At 51.1% G+C, this 16970-nt stretch carries 13 protein-coding genes; 6 read left to right on the forward strand and 7 right to left on the reverse strand.

The window, feature by feature from the left end:
* Positions 1-24 precede the first annotated feature (24 nt).
* On the reverse strand, positions 25-813 hold the full coding sequence (locus K3T82_RS40190) for an HAD family hydrolase (RefSeq protein WP_220199119.1): 789 nt from the start codon (positions 811-813) through the stop codon (positions 25-27).
* Positions 814-1055: 242 nt separating this feature from the next.
* On the reverse strand, positions 1056-1901 hold the full coding sequence (locus K3T82_RS40195; RefSeq protein ID WP_220199120.1) for an aminotransferase class IV: 846 nt from the start codon (positions 1899-1901) through the stop codon (positions 1056-1058).
* A gap of 283 nt (positions 1902-2184) precedes the next feature.
* Between K3T82_RS40195 and K3T82_RS40200 the strand changes: the two genes are divergently transcribed.
* Positions 2185-2529, forward strand: coding sequence for a DUF4342 domain-containing protein (locus K3T82_RS40200; protein WP_220199121.1), 345 nt, complete (start codon positions 2185-2187; stop codon positions 2527-2529).
* 76 nt (positions 2530-2605) lie between these two features.
* Here K3T82_RS40200 and K3T82_RS40205 read toward each other — a convergent pair whose 3' ends face one another.
* Both K3T82_RS40205 and K3T82_RS40210 read right to left on the reverse strand, forming a co-directional pair.
* Complete coding sequence (locus K3T82_RS40205; protein WP_220199122.1) at positions 2606-5131, reverse strand: DNA gyrase/topoisomerase IV subunit A; 2526 nt, start codon at positions 5129-5131, stop codon at positions 2606-2608.
* Positions 5132-5134: 3 nt separating this feature from the next.
* On the reverse strand, positions 5135-7228 hold the full coding sequence (locus K3T82_RS40210; protein WP_220199123.1) for a DNA gyrase/topoisomerase IV subunit B: 2094 nt from the start codon (positions 7226-7228) through the stop codon (positions 5135-5137).
* A gap of 290 nt (positions 7229-7518) precedes the next feature.
* Between K3T82_RS40210 and K3T82_RS40215 the strand changes: the two genes are divergently transcribed.
* The gene (locus K3T82_RS40215) at positions 7519-8286 is read left to right on the forward strand and encodes a zinc ribbon domain-containing protein (RefSeq protein WP_220199124.1); all 768 of its coding nucleotides are present in this window, start codon (positions 7519-7521) and stop codon (positions 8284-8286) included.
* Positions 8287-8290: 4 nt separating this feature from the next.
* Here the strand turns inward: K3T82_RS40215 and K3T82_RS40220 are convergent, their stop codons facing one another.
* Positions 8291-8578, reverse strand: a complete 288-nt coding sequence (locus tag K3T82_RS40220) for a J domain-containing protein (RefSeq protein ID WP_220199125.1) — start codon at positions 8576-8578, stop codon at positions 8291-8293.
* Positions 8579-8764: 186 nt separating this feature from the next.
* On the opposite strand from K3T82_RS40220, the gene K3T82_RS40225 reads away from it, so the two are divergent.
* From K3T82_RS40225 to K3T82_RS40235, 3 genes are all read left to right on the forward strand, one after another.
* Positions 8765-10006 (forward strand): YihY/virulence factor BrkB family protein, encoded by a 1242-nt coding sequence (locus K3T82_RS40225; protein WP_220199126.1) that lies wholly within the window; start codon positions 8765-8767, stop codon positions 10004-10006.
* Between the two features lie 384 nt (positions 10007-10390).
* Entirely contained in the window at positions 10391-13303 is a 2913-nt protein-coding gene (locus K3T82_RS40230) for an ATP-binding protein (protein ID WP_220199127.1), read from the forward strand.
* Positions 13296-13967, forward strand: coding sequence for an HD domain-containing protein (locus K3T82_RS40235; RefSeq protein ID WP_220199128.1), 672 nt, complete (start codon positions 13296-13298; stop codon positions 13965-13967). Before K3T82_RS40230 ends, K3T82_RS40235 begins: the two co-directional genes overlap by 8 nt.
* A 124-nt stretch (positions 13968-14091) precedes the next feature.
* Here the strand turns inward: K3T82_RS40235 and K3T82_RS40240 are convergent, their stop codons facing one another.
* Positions 14092-15297: a hypothetical protein gene (locus tag K3T82_RS40240; protein ID WP_220199129.1), complete on the reverse strand. Its 1206-nt coding sequence runs from the start codon at positions 15295-15297 to the stop codon at positions 14092-14094.
* Positions 15298-15762: 465 nt separating this feature from the next.
* On the opposite strand from K3T82_RS40240, the gene K3T82_RS40245 reads away from it, so the two are divergent.
* Positions 15763-16197, forward strand: coding sequence for an SRPBCC family protein (locus tag K3T82_RS40245; RefSeq protein WP_220199130.1), 435 nt, complete (start codon positions 15763-15765; stop codon positions 16195-16197).
* Between the two features lie 111 nt (positions 16198-16308).
* On the opposite strand, the gene K3T82_RS40250 is transcribed toward K3T82_RS40245, so the two are convergent.
* A complete protein-coding gene (locus tag K3T82_RS40250) occupies positions 16309-16773 on the reverse strand; it encodes an SRPBCC family protein (RefSeq protein WP_220199131.1) in 465 nt (154 codons plus the stop codon).
* Between the last annotated feature and the right edge of the window lie 197 nt (positions 16774-16970).

The following is a 16970-nucleotide window of genomic DNA, read 5'->3' on the forward strand; positions in this document are numbered from 1 at the left end:
GACGCAAGGCTGGCTTTTATGGTGCTATGCGGAAATGACCGCATCGAGTTCATCCAACAGACAAATTTGCGCGCCTATCATGGGGCGGCACGCGTCAATGCAGTCATCACCAAAACGATTCAGCCAGATACCTCGCATTCCCGAACGATACGCCCCCACAATATCACGTGGCAAGCTATCTCCAACCATAATTGTCTCGTCAGGAACGCCTTGCACCTGTTCAAGTACATGTGAAAAAACTTCGGGCCTGGGTTTACCAATCCCAAACTCACCTGAAACAACAATCGCATCAAAGTAGCTTTCCAGACCTGAAGCCCGTATCTTCTCGCGTTGCAAGTCCGGCGCGCCATTAGTCAGGAGAGCCAGGGTATACTGCTGTTTCAAGCGACTGAGTGCCACCTCAACATCGGCAAAGACACGATAGCTTCTACGCCGTTCTTTGCGGAAGATAGCGGCTAACTGCTTGACCAAGCTCTCGTCTTCAATTCCCTGTTCTGCCAGGGCATATTCCCACAATCGCTCCTGATACACAGGAGCCCATTCATAGAGTGCCTGGAGATCGGAGCCATCACCCTCAAACCGGCCCCACATACCTTCCGAAGCACTAATACCAATCTCGCGACAGTAATCATATGTTGGTGCCTCAGCCCAAAGGCGTCTGGCATGTCTGTAAGCTGACCCTTTTAAGCGCTCGCAGTCAACCTGAGCATATTCATAGGCAAATGCGCAGGCATTTTCAAAGGCGCTATGTGTCGCGTCGCGGTCCTCAATCAACGTCTCATCAAGATCAAATATTATCGTTTTGATCTGCATACAGTCTTCAATTCCCTATAGTTTTTATTAGCAATAGAGTAATAGTATTTTCGCGACTCACGGGCTATTCTTCTCGCCTATGAGTTCCCTTCAGTCGCGGGGAGTTATCAGCAGCATTTCAAGCTTGCCTGGATCCCCACAATGGAATCTACAACCAAGCCATCTCCTGGTAACACTCATACTACCAGACGAAATACTATGGGAACGAAGAACACAATAAGCCAAATGCACTATGCCAGGCGTCAAAAGTCGCCGCGCGAGATCATCTCAATAAAGCGCTGCTCCAGTTCAGCAGCGCGTGGACCCACCTTCCCAGTTCCGATAGGGGATTCATCGATATGCGTGACTGGCGTAATCTCGCGCGAAGATGATGAAATAAACGCCTCGTCGACTGTAGAGAGTTCCTCATAGAGAATAGGACGTTCCTCGATATGGAAACGATTCTTCGCCAGTTCAAGGATTACCTGGCGCGTAATACCCAGTAAAACGCCCGCGCGTGGAGTAATCAAAGTATCGCCTCGAAAGACAAAGAAGTTGCTGCGTGTCCCCTCCAATACCTGTCCAGCGGAATTCAGGTATAGCGCATCGCTTGCACCGCGACGCTGAGCCTCCTTGAGCGCACGCATAGCCGCCAGGTAGCTCGACGTTTTGGCCTCGGGCATATCACGCTCCATACGACTCGTAATGACCTTGATACCACGCTCAAAGCGCTCCATATCGCGCTCTGGCAGAGGTGTAACGAGTACAGCGAGTACGGGCTTGCCACCTGGTAACACACCATCTTCACTCACCCCGCCTGTCACCAGAAGACGCAGAGAGGCATGGGTATATGCATTGCGCTCTATAGCCTGATGAACGACGCTGGCAATCTCCTCACGTGTATAGGGGATATCCAGTTCAATCAGTTCAGCCGAGCGATAGAGTCGCTGAAGATGCTCATTGAGATGAAAGGGACGACGCTCATAGGTCCGTAAACTCTCAAAGACGCAATAGCTTCTCAATACAGCGACATCATTAATGGAGATGGTCGCTTCGCCTGGATGCACCCAGCGCCCATCAACGTACCAGAAGGCATTATTATCCATCATTCAACCTCGTTCCTCCAGCTTGCAGGGCCAGTCATTACCAGAAGATATGCCATATCATACCGTTGCTCTCTGCAAGATTTCAAACTGGCCTCAAATTTCTCCAACCATATCCTGCTTGCCTGCGTATTATAAATAGAGCGGTGAGAGAAGAACACAGCTACATACAGCATATAACAGTATTGGACGGCTTACACGTAAATACGATCGTTTCAACACCGTTCAGTTAACCAATACTATAAACTTAGAAAAAGTTTACAAAAGCACACTATAAGGAGAAAGCGCAATGACACAGGACCCCCGTGAAAATTATACCAATGTGGAACAGAAATCGTATGGTGTCGAAGAGCTTCAGGTCGTTGGCGAACAATTGCTCGCCAAGGTAAAGGAACTCATTCACGAAGGCAATGTACGCCGCATCATCATCAAGCAAGACGGCAACTCCATTCTGGAACTGCCACTTACCATTGGTGTCGCTGGCGTAATTCTTGCTCCTGCTCTGGCCGCCGTTGGCGTTCTGGGCGCGTTGCTCACACAATGCTCCATCGAAGTTGTCCGATCCGAGTCTCCCGCCGAGTATGTGGCAAATAAGGTTGAAGAGGTAAGTGACGAAGTTCCGCCCACTGCTTAAACGACTGAAGATAGAGCAAGAGCCGGGGTCCTCCATGGGGCCTCGGCTCTTTCTTACTGTGTCTGTTAACGACAACTTATCCAAGCTTCGCCGCGCTCAAGATGCGGCCATTCACAACCTGCACGCCTCGCTTCACGCGAGGGAAAGCAATGACCTCGCTGGCTTTCAGAGGCAATGAGTGCTCACCTTTCTCACCATTCGCCCCTTTCCAGGTCAGGAGCAGATAGTCATGCTCATTGATGAGCATCGTAAAGAGCACACGATCACTGTCCACCAGTTCCGTAGTGACCACACCAACAGTCGCGCGTCCCTTCTGGGGATACTGGCTCACAGGAACTTTTTTCAGGGTCCCCGCTTCCGTTGCCACCAGGACACTCACCATATCCTGAATGACCTCACCTGTCTCCACATCAATACTCGTCGTCGTGTTTATGTCATAGTAGGAAGCACTCACGACAACGCCACCATGTGTCAGAGATATAGCAGCCACACCCTGACCAACGCGCCCCTGAGCGCGTAAAGCCTCATCGCTAAAGCGAAGAGTTTGCGCGTAGTCCGTGGTCACAAAGTATTCACCCTGACCATGAGAGAGTACAGCAGTTACAATACTATCGCCGTCAGCGAGCTTCATATCTTGCGCACCATCGACATCGATTGTTTTGTACTCACTTAACGGAGACTTCTTGACCTTCCCCAGGCGACTAAATGTCACCAGGTAGCGATCTTCATCGTAGGCATCAATCGGCACAATCGCGACGATTTCCTCCTCTGGATTCAGTTCTAGCAAGGACTGAATCGGCTCTCCCTTTGCGGAGCGTGTAGCCAGTGGAATACGATGGCTGGCAATCTGGAAGACACGTCCGGAAGAGGCCATACAGAGCAGATAATCCTGCGATGTAGTAGCAATTACCTCGCGCAACTGTTCATCACCACGCACCGGAGTATAGATGAGCTCGCCATTCTTCTCTTTCGGGCGGAAAGTATCCTGAGCAAGTGTTTTCAGGGCACCAGAACGAGTAAAGGCAATAGTTAGCGGTTCGCGCTCATAGAGGCTGGCAACACGCGTAATGGGTTTCTCTACCGAACCTTCAACATCGATAATGGTACGCCGCTCATCACCAAACTGGCGCACAAGCTGCTGCATCTCTTTCTTCAGAAGAGTGATAAGCGCGCGACGATTGGAGAGCAAACGCTCTAACTCCTCAATACGAGTCTGAAGGTCCCCATGCTCACGCCGGTACTTCCCGCTATCCATTTTCGTTACCTGAGCGAGCGTCATTGAGGCAATGACATCCGACTGGATCTCACTTAATTGATAGCGTTCTTCGATGGTTCGGCGGGCGCTGGCGCGATCATCGGCCTGCTGGAAGATCTTCACAATCTCTTCCGCATGCTCGGCGCCAATCATCAAGCCTTCCACGATATGCAAGCGCTCTCGCGCCTTGCGTAGATCATAGCCGGCTCGACGAGTCAAGAGGTCAAGCTGGTGCGCATTCCAGTAATTCAGCAGTTCAAGCAACCCAACTTGCTTCGGCTGACGCGCAGCCTGCAGGGGGGAACCAAAGAGAAAGACCATCTGGAACGAGAGCGCAATTTGCAGATCGGTCTCGCGGTATAACTGTTCTAACGTATGAGCGGCGTCGGCATCCTTCCGTAGCTCAAGTACGATACGTGTGCCCTTTTCGGTATCGCTTTCATCACGCAGATCAGGCATCAGGCCATCCAGCTTATGCGCGTTAAAGGCTTTGATGATCGAGGCCTTGACCTTATCGCGCCCGGTTGGCGGTATCTGCGTCACGACCAGCGCGCGCCTACGTGGTGTCTCTTCCAGGCGCACCTCAGCACGCACGATAATGCGCCCTTTGCCAGTAGTAAAATAATCACGGATGCCATCAACACCAACAATATGCCCACCCTGACTGAAATCTGGCCCCTGAATAAAGCCCATGAGCTCATCTACTGTCATGTCAGGCCGATCTAGGAGGGCAATACAAGCACGTATCACTTCTCCCAAGTTGTGGGGCGGAATATTTGTCGAGAGACCAACCGCGATTCCACTGGACGGGTTGACGATGGGAGGGATGCGACCTGGCAAATAGTCTGGTTCTACCACCTTGGGATCTTGCTTATACGTTGGATGCAAGGGTACCGTCTCGCGCTCCATATCGGCCATCAAGGCTTCAGCCAGAGGTGAGAGGCGCATCTCGGTATAACGATAAGCAGCGGGCGCATCACCATCTTCGCTACCCATATTCCCCTGTCCCTCAATCAGTGGATACCGCATGGTAAAAGGCTGAGCCATGCGCGCTGCGGCCTCATAGACTGAGGTATCACCATGCGGATGATAGTTGCCCAGAATCAGACCAACCACCTCTGCGCTCTTCACAGTAGGACGGCTGGAGAAATAGCGCGCCTCGCGCATACCCGCCAGAATGCGACGCTGCACGGGTTTAAGGCCATCACGCGCATCCGGTAGGGCTCTGTCTGTGACAACCGAGAGCCCATAGGTCGCGAAGGCTTGCGCCATGATAACGGAGAAATCTTCCTGTACGATACCTGTTTCGACAGTATTTCCCGTAGTATTTTCGCTTACACTCGCCATGGTTTACACATCCAGTTCCTTGATCTTACGGGAATGCTCCGCCAGAAAGACACGACGGCGTTCCGCATTTTTATCTTCCATCAGCTCAACAACAAGTTTCGCAGCCAGGACCGCATCCTCCATCGTGACACGCTTTAACGTGCGCCTCGCCGGATCAAAGGTGGTATCGCGCAGTTCTTTAGGATTCATCTCACCCAGGCCCTTAAAGCGCTTGAACTCAAGGTTCTGCGCATCGGGATGTGAACTAACGAACTTCTCGCGCACCTCATCATTCAAGAGCCAGTGAACCTTCCCTTTGTACTTGACAGAGTAAAGCGGCGGGCAAGCAATGTACACATGGCCTTGTTCAATCAGATTGCTAAATTCCTGGTGGAAAAGCGTTAGTAGAAGGCACTGAATATGCAAGCCATCAACGTCAGCGTCAGTCGCGATAATGATACGATTGAACTTGAGGCGACTGATATCAAATATATCGCGCGTCCCAGTTCCAAGGACATTGATGATGGTCCGAATCTCCTCATTCTCAACGATGCTCTTAAGATTAGCCTTCGCCACATTCAAAGGTTTTCCTTTGAGCTTGAGTACGGCCTGGAAATCGGAGAAGCGTCCCTGTCCCGCGCTTCCACCAGCCGAATCGCCCTCAACAATAAAGAGTTCAGCACGCGATGCATCATTGGTATTGCAACGCAAGAACTTCTTTGAGAGTGAGGTATCGATCATCTCATTATTTTTCTTCGTGCCCGCACGCGCCAATTCCTCGACAAGTTGAGCCTCATTGCGCGCCTTCTGCATCTGCTGAATCTTCTTCAGCCATTCTTTGCCAGAGGCAGCATTCTTCTCAAACCAGTCTTTCAGTCCCTCATCAACAACCGAGCGTACAATGCCCTCTACAGGAGCGTTATTTAAACGATCCTTGGTTTGACCCTGGAACTGTGGGTTCGTCAGCTTGACCGAGATGACCACATTCAAGCCCTGTTGAATGACCTCTGGCTTAAATCCATCACGCTCGCGATTCCTGATTACACTGAGCTTGATAGCATAGTCATTGACGACCTTGGTCAGAGCCGCTTTAAAGCCGCTCTCATGCACGCCACCATCGCGTGTACGCACGGCGTTAGCATAGCTATACACCGCCGCCTTGTATCCCGTTGTAGGCTGAAGGGCGACCTCGACCGAGACATCATCCTTCTCCTTGGCAATGCCGATCACCTGCTTGAAGAGTGGCGTATTGACACTTGAGCCCAATTCTCGAACATAGTCTGGCAGGCCCTCACGCGAATAGAACAGGCGCTTCACCTGCTCACCCAGGCTTTCATCCCAGGCATCGAGATGGAACGTGACACCACGATTAAGGTACGCGGCGGCATTCATACGACTCTCAATTGCTTCTAGAGAGTAGTAGGCATCGGGATCAAAAATCGAACGATCGTAGAGCCAGCGAAGCTGCGTCCCATGTAGTTTGGGGTCGCAGGGCTCAATCTGGTGAGGCATCGCGGTACCGCGACTAAACACCTGGGAAAACTGCTCTCCATCATGCCAGATCGTCAACTCCAATCGCTCTGAAAGCGCATTGATAACAGTTGAGCCAACACCATGCAGGCCGCCCGCTGTCTTGTATGCCCCTTCGGCGAACTTGCCACCTGAATGTGGAACCGTAAGAATAATTGTTGCCGCTGGCTGGTACTCGCCCTGGTACAACATTAGGTCAAAAGGCATGCCACGCGCCTCATCACGCACCGTCACCCACCCCTCACGGTCAATTGTGACCCAGATCTGCTTCCCGTATCCGGCTACCGCCTCATCAACAGCATTATCAAGCGCTTCCCAAATAAGATGCACAAGTCCAGAGGTAGACGTTGAGCCAATATACATTCCCGGCCGATGTCGAATAGCCGGAATACCCTCAAGCACCTGAATATCAGCCGATGAATATGCTGTCTTTGATGTCGCTTTATTCGTTTTATCTTCTCTTGTTGTTGTTGTTTGTGGTATTGCTATATCTTCACCTGCACTCCGCACAGCTAAGAATGAGAACTCCTGCTGTTTAAGGTCAGACTCATCCTGTGCGGAAGGAAGTGCTTTGGGGGAACGAGACATCTAACCCTATACCTCTTTCAATGCTTTAATTGCCTAACCAGCATACAGCCTTATATCTGGAAAGTCAAGACAATCTCCCATATTTTTGGATCAAAAGTTCTATCAGCTATTCTTTTTGCTCTGTTTCTTTATGGTAATACGCACAAAACCCTATGCTGGCACACAGCTACAACACGTTAGTGTACGCATACGTATTGGCTAGAGAGAGAACCCGCGAAGTGATATACTCAACTATCCTCGCTGAGAGTTTCTACATAGAAATAGCATTTACCATTTTTTGCGGAGGCTCCATGAAGCCATTAACAGGCCAATACGAATGCCAGCATCGTTCAGGAGTCGGTTTCGACTACTTTACCTCATTGCTTGATCGTTTGATACTTCAACCAAATGGACGCTTTACTTTAGCCATACAAGATCGCAGTCGGATTGCCAAAGCCGCGCAATCATTCATCAAGGGTGAGCAGGCTAATACTGTCACACCAGCATCCGAGATCAAGCGTGAGGGAGGTTATGTCCAACAGGGACAACTCCTGCTCCTCCACTTCGACGACGGATCGCAAGAGCAAGCCCAGATCGCACCCGATGGCGATGGCATTCAATTGGGTAAGAACTTCTTCACGAAGGTCTCTGACTCAACGTCACTTCCATCCATGCAGCGCATGAAAAAGGATATGGACGATATCGCCAAGGGAATCAAAATCGCGACCACACTTGGCGGCCTAGCAATGAAAGCAGCAAAAACCATCAATGAGACAGTACAGAATTCGCAGAAACCAGACCCAGACGCGCAACAGCAGATAGCTCCACCGGCCTCGCAGCCCCAAAACCAGCCAGGGCAGCCGCAGCAGCCAGTACCTGGAGGGATACAGCAGGCCCCAATGGCCTCACAACCGCAGCAGGTGCCTCCCACGCCTCCAGCTCCCCCCTCGATGCCACCAGTGGGGATGGCTACCCCTCAGACGTCTTCTGAAGCGCAAGCCATCTATTGTGAACAATGCGGAAACCGCTGCCGCCCTGGCAAGCGCTTCTGCAACCGTTGTGGAGCGCCCCTATTCTAGGCATTCATGAGTGCTTCCGCTCCTTCGTCAGCAGGTCATAGGCTGCTATGATCTGCTGCATCTGGCGCGGATCGCCGCCACGGTCGGGATGAAACCGTTTCGCGAGTACGCGATAACGCTGCTTGATTTGCTGCTGGCTTGCGTTCGGCGGCAAGCCCAGCACCGCCAGGGCCTGCTGACGCTGTACCAGTGTACGCGCGGGATTAGCACTACTTCGCCAGAACGTCTGTACGCTGACACGCAACACATCCCACAAGATTGCACCTAACGATTTTGGTGGTCGTGTGCTCATTGCTCTCTCACATCTAGAATCTTACCGCTGAATCCCAATCATAACATACCCACGCTGAAACGTCTCTCTATGCTCGACCGTGAATGATATACAGGACAGAAGATCTGTTTTCTGGTTTATCCTTCAGTGAAGATAGCTGGTGCAGAAGACCGAATCACTTGATAGTATCTAACGGGAGATGTACTTATGGCAAGCGGTACACGTGGAGCAGGCTACACACGTGCCAAAGACCAGCACTCAACTCGTCGTTTCATCCGGCGCGCGAGCAAAGAAACCAAGACACTCCGCGAATTTCTGAACAAATTCAATAACGATTGGTCATCCGGACTGGCAGGCTTACTCGCTTATAATATTCTGATGTCAATGGTTCCTATCGCGATTGCCCTCATCGCGATTCTGGGTTTCTTGCTGGGAGGAATTACAGACACCAAACAGCTTATTGAGCGAGCCACAGCCTTTTTTCCCACGGTCGCCCAGAATCAAGATGCCGTACAACTGGCGATTACACAGCTACAAAAGAACGCGGGATGGTTGACTATTATCGCGGTCGCGCTCGCGCTCTTCAGCGGCTCCAACCTCTTCATCAATATGGAAGGCTGTCTCAACATCGTCTATCGCGTTCGCACACGGCCCTTCGTGCGCCAGCGTCTTATCGCGATTACCATGGTACTCATCTTTATCTTGCTTGTGCCGATTATGGTTCTGATCTCCTCGCTCCCAACTTTTGCGCTTGGCTTACTTGCCACGAATCCAGCACTTCAGAAGATCCCCTTTATCTCAACCATCGCGACCAATCCAATCATCTCCTACATGGCTAGCTTTCTCGGCAGCGTGCTTGTTGGCTTTATCCTCTTCGAGGCCATCTTTATCATCGTTCCCAATCAGCGTATCAGTTTGAGCAATAGCTGGCTTGGCGCGCTTTCATCGGCGCTTGGGCTGGCGCTTTTCTTGCTGCTCTTCCCGCTCTACGCACGTTTTGGCCTGAGCAGCTATACCGGGCAGGTTGGCTTCGCAGTCATTCTGCTCATCTTCTTCTATTACTTCGCGCTAATCCTGATGATTGGGGCCGAGATTAATGCCTTCTTTAGCGAGGGAGTACATCCTATCCCGAATAACCTGGTCACGTTCATCAGTACTATGGCCCACGCCTTGAATGAGGATCGACCAGCAAGCGAGGGACATGCGCATATCGATTCTCAACCAACAGAGCGGGCCGACGAACAGCATATCGAGAAAGTGCGCCTGGAGGAGGCCGACAATCAACGACGGAATCTGGAGAAAGCACAGCAGACCCCTGGTCAAAAACGACGGCATAAACTACAGCTAGAAAAACCACAATCGCCCAAGCGAATGATGCTTTTGGAAGTAGCGGTAGGCTCCGCGCTCGCTGTGTTGTTAGAGTGGTTACATCTACGCCGAAAATTGTAGACGCTCCCCTTATGCCACCTGCCCCTGATTGTTCATCTCCCATCGGGCAGGAAGGCAAACCCTTTCATGGCACTAATTGTAGATGCTCATCATGAGCTTTTACGCTTCTCCCCTGGAGCCCATATTACACTAATTTCATCATTTCACTCTTTTTATTCCGCCAAAACAAAAGAACATACGTATATGCTGCAATGATAATCTCAATTTTCTTGACGTGCCTGTACTAATCTGCTACACTTTCACACAATCAGACGAGACACCCCATACACTAGATCTAGCCTGTCAAAACCTGGATATGCCCTGATCCTGCGTAAGATAGTGCGTTCAGATATACCAACCCATTCGAACTTCGAGGTTTGTGTATCTTCGGAAGAGGTCGTACGTATGCCTGGTGAGCAATCTATTTCAATTAATAATGAAGAGCACACTCGACTGAGAAACGCATTACGCGAGAGTGAGCTTCTACGCGAATTGTCAGAACTTCTGGCATCATCACTCGATCCTACCCACATCTTGCAAGTGCTTGTACGACGAACCACAGAGGTTTGCGAGGTGCAACGCTGCGCAGTCTGGCTCCTGGACGAATCTCAGGCTTTTTTCCACCCCTCTGCCTACCACTTCAATGCCTCACATCTCACACCAAAGGCGCTCCAGGTCGCCGATCATGTCTGGCATCGTAGTCGCTTCCCATTTGATGATCATATCATCCAACATCTGGTTCGCAATCAATTTTGCCTCACCGTTACAGATCTTCCCAACACCCCCAGCCCACATATGCGCCTGCTCGCCGACAAGTTCCTGGTTCGCTCTATCCTCTTAATCGCACTCATGCGCGAAGGTAAGCCAGTTGGTATCATGTCTCTGGACAATCCAGAGCAGGATACCATCTTTAGCACAGAGCAACAACAATTGGCACGCGCTATCGGGCAGCAGGCAGCCTTAACGATACACAATGCCCGACTCTACCAACAGGCTCAGAATGAGCGCAAACGTGCCGAACGCCTTATTCATCGCGCCCAATCCATCAATCAGGTCGCGACAGCGGTCAATTCAGGAGAAGAACTCCCCGTTGTCTTACGCATCGCAGCTCAACAGCTCAAGCAAGGTTCGGAACCCATGGAAGCGGCTATCACAATACTTGATCAGGGCACACTGACCTTACAGGCCCTAACCTATCATGACCAAACGATTACCCCCCATGAGCAGGCTGCTTTTCTCTTACCCACTTTGCCACATTGTCAGCAAGTAGCAGACACCGGAAATATCTTATTTGTTTCACGTGGACAGGCTGATCCAGATGAACAGAGCTGGTTTCATAATCTGGGCCTGGAACAAGTGCTTATCGTGCCCCTTATGGGTGGCACCCGCTCCCAAAGTAGCCGTCACACAGAGCGCGGGCAAACCCGTTGCCTCGGGCTGGCGTTTGTGGGTTTCCCTCGCCAGGCGCGCCCGCCATCAAGGGGATTTCGGGCGTACACACTCGACATCGCGGCCCAATGCGCCCTGGCTATCGAACGATCTCAGATTCTTGAGGAGGTACGGCAGACTGCGTCCCTGGCAACTGAACGAGCGAATACCCTCGATGCCATATTTAATGCGATGAGTGAAGGGGTCCTGGTTCTGGATATGCAGGGTAAAGCCATCCTCAGCAATAATACAGCCCGTCGCATACTCGAATTCCCCTTTGGAACTCCCATTCACCTCTCATCACTGACCCGGAACAGGCATATTTCAAACCTGCGCGGCAAACCCATCCCACCTGATCGATTTCCCATTGCGCGAGCATTGAAGGGAGAGTATATCCGTGGAGAGCGCTATATCACCAACACCCTTGAAGGTAGCGAGCGCATTATAGAGGTCAATGTCGCACCACTGCAAGATGCGTCGCAGCAACAAATAGGCATTGTCAGTGCGTTTCGCGATGTAAGCGAGCAGGCTCGCGGCGAACGGCGCGTTCGGCGAGCCCTCGATACCATGCTCCATGCAGCAGAGGCCATCTCAGGAATTACTGACCTGCATCCCATGCTACATAGCCTGCTCACCAAAATGCTTATCACATTGCACTGTGACCGAGGTATGGTACAACTTTACAATCAAGAGCAACAGCGTTTTGAGCCTTTCATCTCCATTGGCTTTGCCCCTGAAGAAATCGAGCCATGGCACCAGGAGCAGCAAATCTGGCTTACACCAGGCGAAGGCCAATATACAGGTTTTAGCGAACAGCTATTAACTGGGCACGCGCTTCAGATCAGCGGAGAGCAATGCCCTGACAACCCCAATCCCTTTCTACAGACGATGCTACTTGCCGCTCCCATCATGCACAACACCAATCTACAAGGCGTCGTACTCCTGGATCGCTCCACCACACTCCGCAAAGAGCAGGATACAAAAGAGGAGACGACACGTCCTTTACGCAACCCAATCTTTAATGTCTGGGATCTCGCGACCGCCGAAGGCATCGCGCGCTTCGCTGGTCTGGCGATGGAACAGATGCGCTGGCAAGAAGAGGCTGCCAACGCGCGTGCCAATGAAGAGTTGATGCGCCAGTCAAATAATCTCAAAGATGAATTTTTGGATATCACAGCTCACGAATTTCGCACCCCTCTGACCATCATCGTAGCGCATAGTCAGATGATGGAGCGCGCCCTCCGCAAACACCCTCAACTCGATGCAGTCTTACAGCGCAAGCTTGATGAAAGCATTGCAATCATAGATCACCAGGCGCACCAGCTCACAAACATTGTGAACACCTTCCTGGAGGTAACACGCCTCAATCGCGGACAGATCGAACTGCATACTGAAGAACTCGATCTTGAGCGTATCATCGAGCAGGCCGTGAACACGCAGGCAGCTACGACAAGCAAGCATACTATTAGTTGCCACATACAGCACACCTCACTCCCCTATCAACTTCTTGGCGATGAGGCACGCCTCTCTCAGGTCTTTGCGAACCTGCTCCAAAATGCGATAAAATACAGTCCGTTCGGAGGACCGATTACAATTACGCTAGAACAACAACGCAACGAGAGAGGTGACCCCCTGGTACTGGCACGTATACAGGATAAGGGCATTGGTATCCCTCCCGACGCGCTAGCTCACCTGTTTGAACGCTTCTACCGTGCCCCCAATAGCGACAGCGGAAATAGAGGGGTTGGGCTGGGATTGTATGTCGTAGCACAGTTTCTTCACCTGCATGGCGGCACTATCCACGTTGAGAGTAGTGGTGTTCCAGGCGAGGGCAGTTCCTTTATCCTCACATTACCATTGTTAGAAAGATCAGACGCTATTCATGAATGAGCTTCGCTCCTGGCTAGAGAAACAGATGTATGAAGCGCTTGCCCAAGAGGATTTCAAAGACGCTTCCCATGATTATGACCATCTTCAGCGCGTTATGTCGCTTGCGGAGACTATTCAATCTCACGAAGGAGGCGACCTACCAACCATATGGGCGGCGGTGGCTTTTCACGATATAGGGCAGGAGCGCGAACGCCTGCATGGTGGAGACCATGCCCAGATTGGGGCAGAGATGGCCGCCGACCTGCTTGCCAATACAATCTTTCCCCAAGACCGCATCAGCGCAGTCCAAGATGCTATTCAAGATCACCGTATGACTGGTGGGAAACTGCCTCGCTCACTTGAAGGACGCATTCTCTATGATGCGGACAAAATTGATTGCCTGGGAGCCATTGGCATCGCGCGCCTCTTTTGTATTACCGGACGCTACAATCAGAAGATCTACTCTATCGTACCACCTGAGATCAGCCAACCAGTTGATCCCTTGCTGGTACGCCAACTCCGTCGCCGTCCTGACTACTCGCCAAGTGTTGAGTTCGAATTGCTGTTTGGGGACATGCCACAGCGCATGACAACAGCAACTGGTCGAAATCTAGCCCAGGAGCGTTATGACTACATGAGTGACTTCTTTACGCGCCTGCGTCAGGAGGTAGGTGGGGAACTCTAAATAGTGATGAGCGCTGCAACCGTTTCTCTCATACCAACAAATGACAATGAGAGGGCAGAGGTATAATATCTCTGCCCTCTCATTGCCACGTTTTCTGAAAAATGTATGGCTGACCAGATAAGTGTTAGAGGATAATATAGTTAAAGGTCGTCTGTTTCAGGGTTGGAGCGGTCAGATGCACAGTAAAACCTACATGGGGCTGAATCGAGACGAAATGCACTACGACGGGTCCAGGGTCAGAGGTTAGCGTCACAAGCACAACACTTGTCGCACTGATGTTGGAGTTCGCAACAGTTGCATCACGCTGGGTACATTCAAACACCGCGGTCCCCGCCTTAGCACCAGTCACAGAAGGTTGTTTTCCTGTTTTCGCTTTCACTGCGGTCAGAGGCGCGCTCGCATAAAGCATGTTAGGCGTATCAGGAAGGAAACCAGGTGTCGCAGAGGAAACCACACTCCGCCCTTCACTCTTCGCAATGACAGGCATAGGTGTACTAGCGCCTATGGCCTCTCTCTGCCGCCTGGTCCCTGCAACTGGCACCCGCGCTCCCGTATGCGATTGAGTCACAGGCATCGCGCCTGTATCTGAATCGGAACGGGCAGACTCCAGACGAATCTTCGTCACACGTCCAGCCAGGCGCGATCTCGTCTCCCCCAGATGCGATATCGCGATATTTCCCATCGATGAGGAAATACGCCCCATTGATGTAGAAAGAGGTTTAAAAGCCTCTTGCCATGGCGTATCCAGCATATTTGCCAGTGGTGGCAATGTGATATGCTCAGCTACGTCTTTCACGGCTCTCCTTTTCCCAGTACTGCTTGATGTGGATTGTACCGAATCCAGCTTTGAGGTCGGCATCTCGGGAAGGTTGTGTCTCCGAAGCGCAGGTAATGGGGTAGAAGGCGTATCTGAAGCCTGCCCCTCCTCCGAGCGCGTGCCTGATCGCTTATGCAAACGGATCGCCGCCAGGGACGATGTTACACGCCGAGCAAAGCGAGAGAGCATATTTGTATCAGAGGGGTCCTTTAACTCCCCATCCTCGCCAATCGTCATGACTGGCACATTTGTACGTACAAATTCTGGCTCCAGCCCCAGATTACTGCGGTAAATTGCCGGAGCCACGCGAGATTGCAGGCTGATACGAGGTGGAATCAGCGTTTTGCCATAGATGGTATGACCAGAGTTTTTTCCCATTTCATCCTCCTCATCCCACCACAGGGTATCGCTGAGAGTCTTCTCGACAGATACCGAGAGGTTATGCCGCTCTCTCGCCACACGCGCAAGCCACTCTTGCTGCGTCTTTTCTACATGTTCTCTATGCAAAGCCATCGCTGCTCCCAAAAAATTTTTAGGACTGTACGACACGTATTGAAACGTATATGTGAAGTATAGCATGGTTTTCACAAAAGAATCGAAAACACTGATGATATAGCACATTTGGATGATCTACTTACAATATATTCCCAAACATTAAATTTACATATCCATCACACCAAATAACCATATATAGTGCTATTGCATCTATCAATTTTGCGCAGTACTGTCTATTCTGCTTCCTGTATCTATGCCGGCTAGAAAAGAAAGAATGCAAATGAGGAACGAACGCCAGGGGTAACTAGATTATAACTAAACGATATAGGAAATTCAGGGAAAAAGCCCTTTGCGTCTTGAAAGTCGGCGCAGAAGTCGGTACAATAGGGCCTGATCTTCACAGATCATATATGCAAACACATGCATTTCGCGAAAGCGCAACAGGACGCTGCAAAATATTTGCTCTAAGGAAGGGTTTTTCGAATGAAACTTAATGGCACACACAAATTCAAAGCTGCCAGCTCACAGGTTTTCAAAGGCATTCTCAATCCCGCTGTTCTCCAGTCTAGCATCCCTGGTTGCCAGTCCATTGAATTTCTTGACGCCAACCGCATCCAGGCATATGTGACCACACCTATTCCTGGTCTGAAGGGACCCTACGGGATTGTCATCAACATCACGCGCGTTCAGGAGCCAAACTTCATTGAGCTTCAGATTCAGCGCAAAGGCACTGGCGGCTCCGTCAATGGTCTGTGCCAGATCAATATCACCGACGAGGCCGGTGGCGCCGTACTGGCGTACGATGCCAACGCCGAGCTTGAGGGACCTGTCGCCCTGGCGAACAATCCTATCGGGCAGGGCGCGGTAAAAAATACCCTCGCCACCATCTTCAAGAATCTCGATAACGCAATCGCGTAATCATCTCACCATAAGAAGAGACCTCCCCGCTACTTGATGTGTAGCAGGGAGGCCTCTTCTTGGTGCCAGATCCTCTTCAGAAGGTGAGGTTTAGCAAGGGGCCAGAATCCATCATTCGCTCGCTGGCGTTGTCTCTGGCTCTTGCAGTTTCGTTTTGAGACAGGTAAAGAACTGGTTTGTCATCTTCTCGGCTGTACCATTGATGAGCCGTCCCCCCACACTCGCAATCGTGCCGCTGATCGTGACCTGGGCACTCCAATCCATCTTTGTCTGCTCCTCACCATCCTTGCTCAGATGCATCTCACCTGAGAGGTCTGCCGCGCTGCCAGGAGCCTTACCACGCGCCTTCACGGCCATAAATTCTGGCTCGCGCATCTCAGGCCGCGTGACGTCCAGATTGAATTTCGCCTTGACAGGTCCCACGCCCACGGAAATAATGGCCTTCCAATGCTCATCACCTAACACCTCCAAACTCTGAAAGCCTGGAGCACATCCCGCGACATTATTTACATCAGAGAGAAAAGACCACACTTTCTCGATGGGGGCAGCGATAATTTGTGATCCTGAAAATTGCATAGCAAATCGTCCTTTCCGTAAATAGCTCTCTTCGTTGTGCCTTGACCTCATTGTCATTTTTCATCATATCACACCTCTGACACATGACCTCTGCAACGCTCATATCTATCCGCATTCGCCAAAGCTGGGCAATTTCTTGTATAGTATGGGTAGAAGGCAACTTATCTACCTTGCCTCTTACAATCATCAGCCTAAAA

The sequence above is a fragment of the Ktedonospora formicarum genome (assembly GCF_016587355.1).
GTDB lineage: Bacteria > Chloroflexota > Ktedonobacteria > Ktedonobacterales > Ktedonobacteraceae > Ktedonobacter > Ktedonobacter formicarum.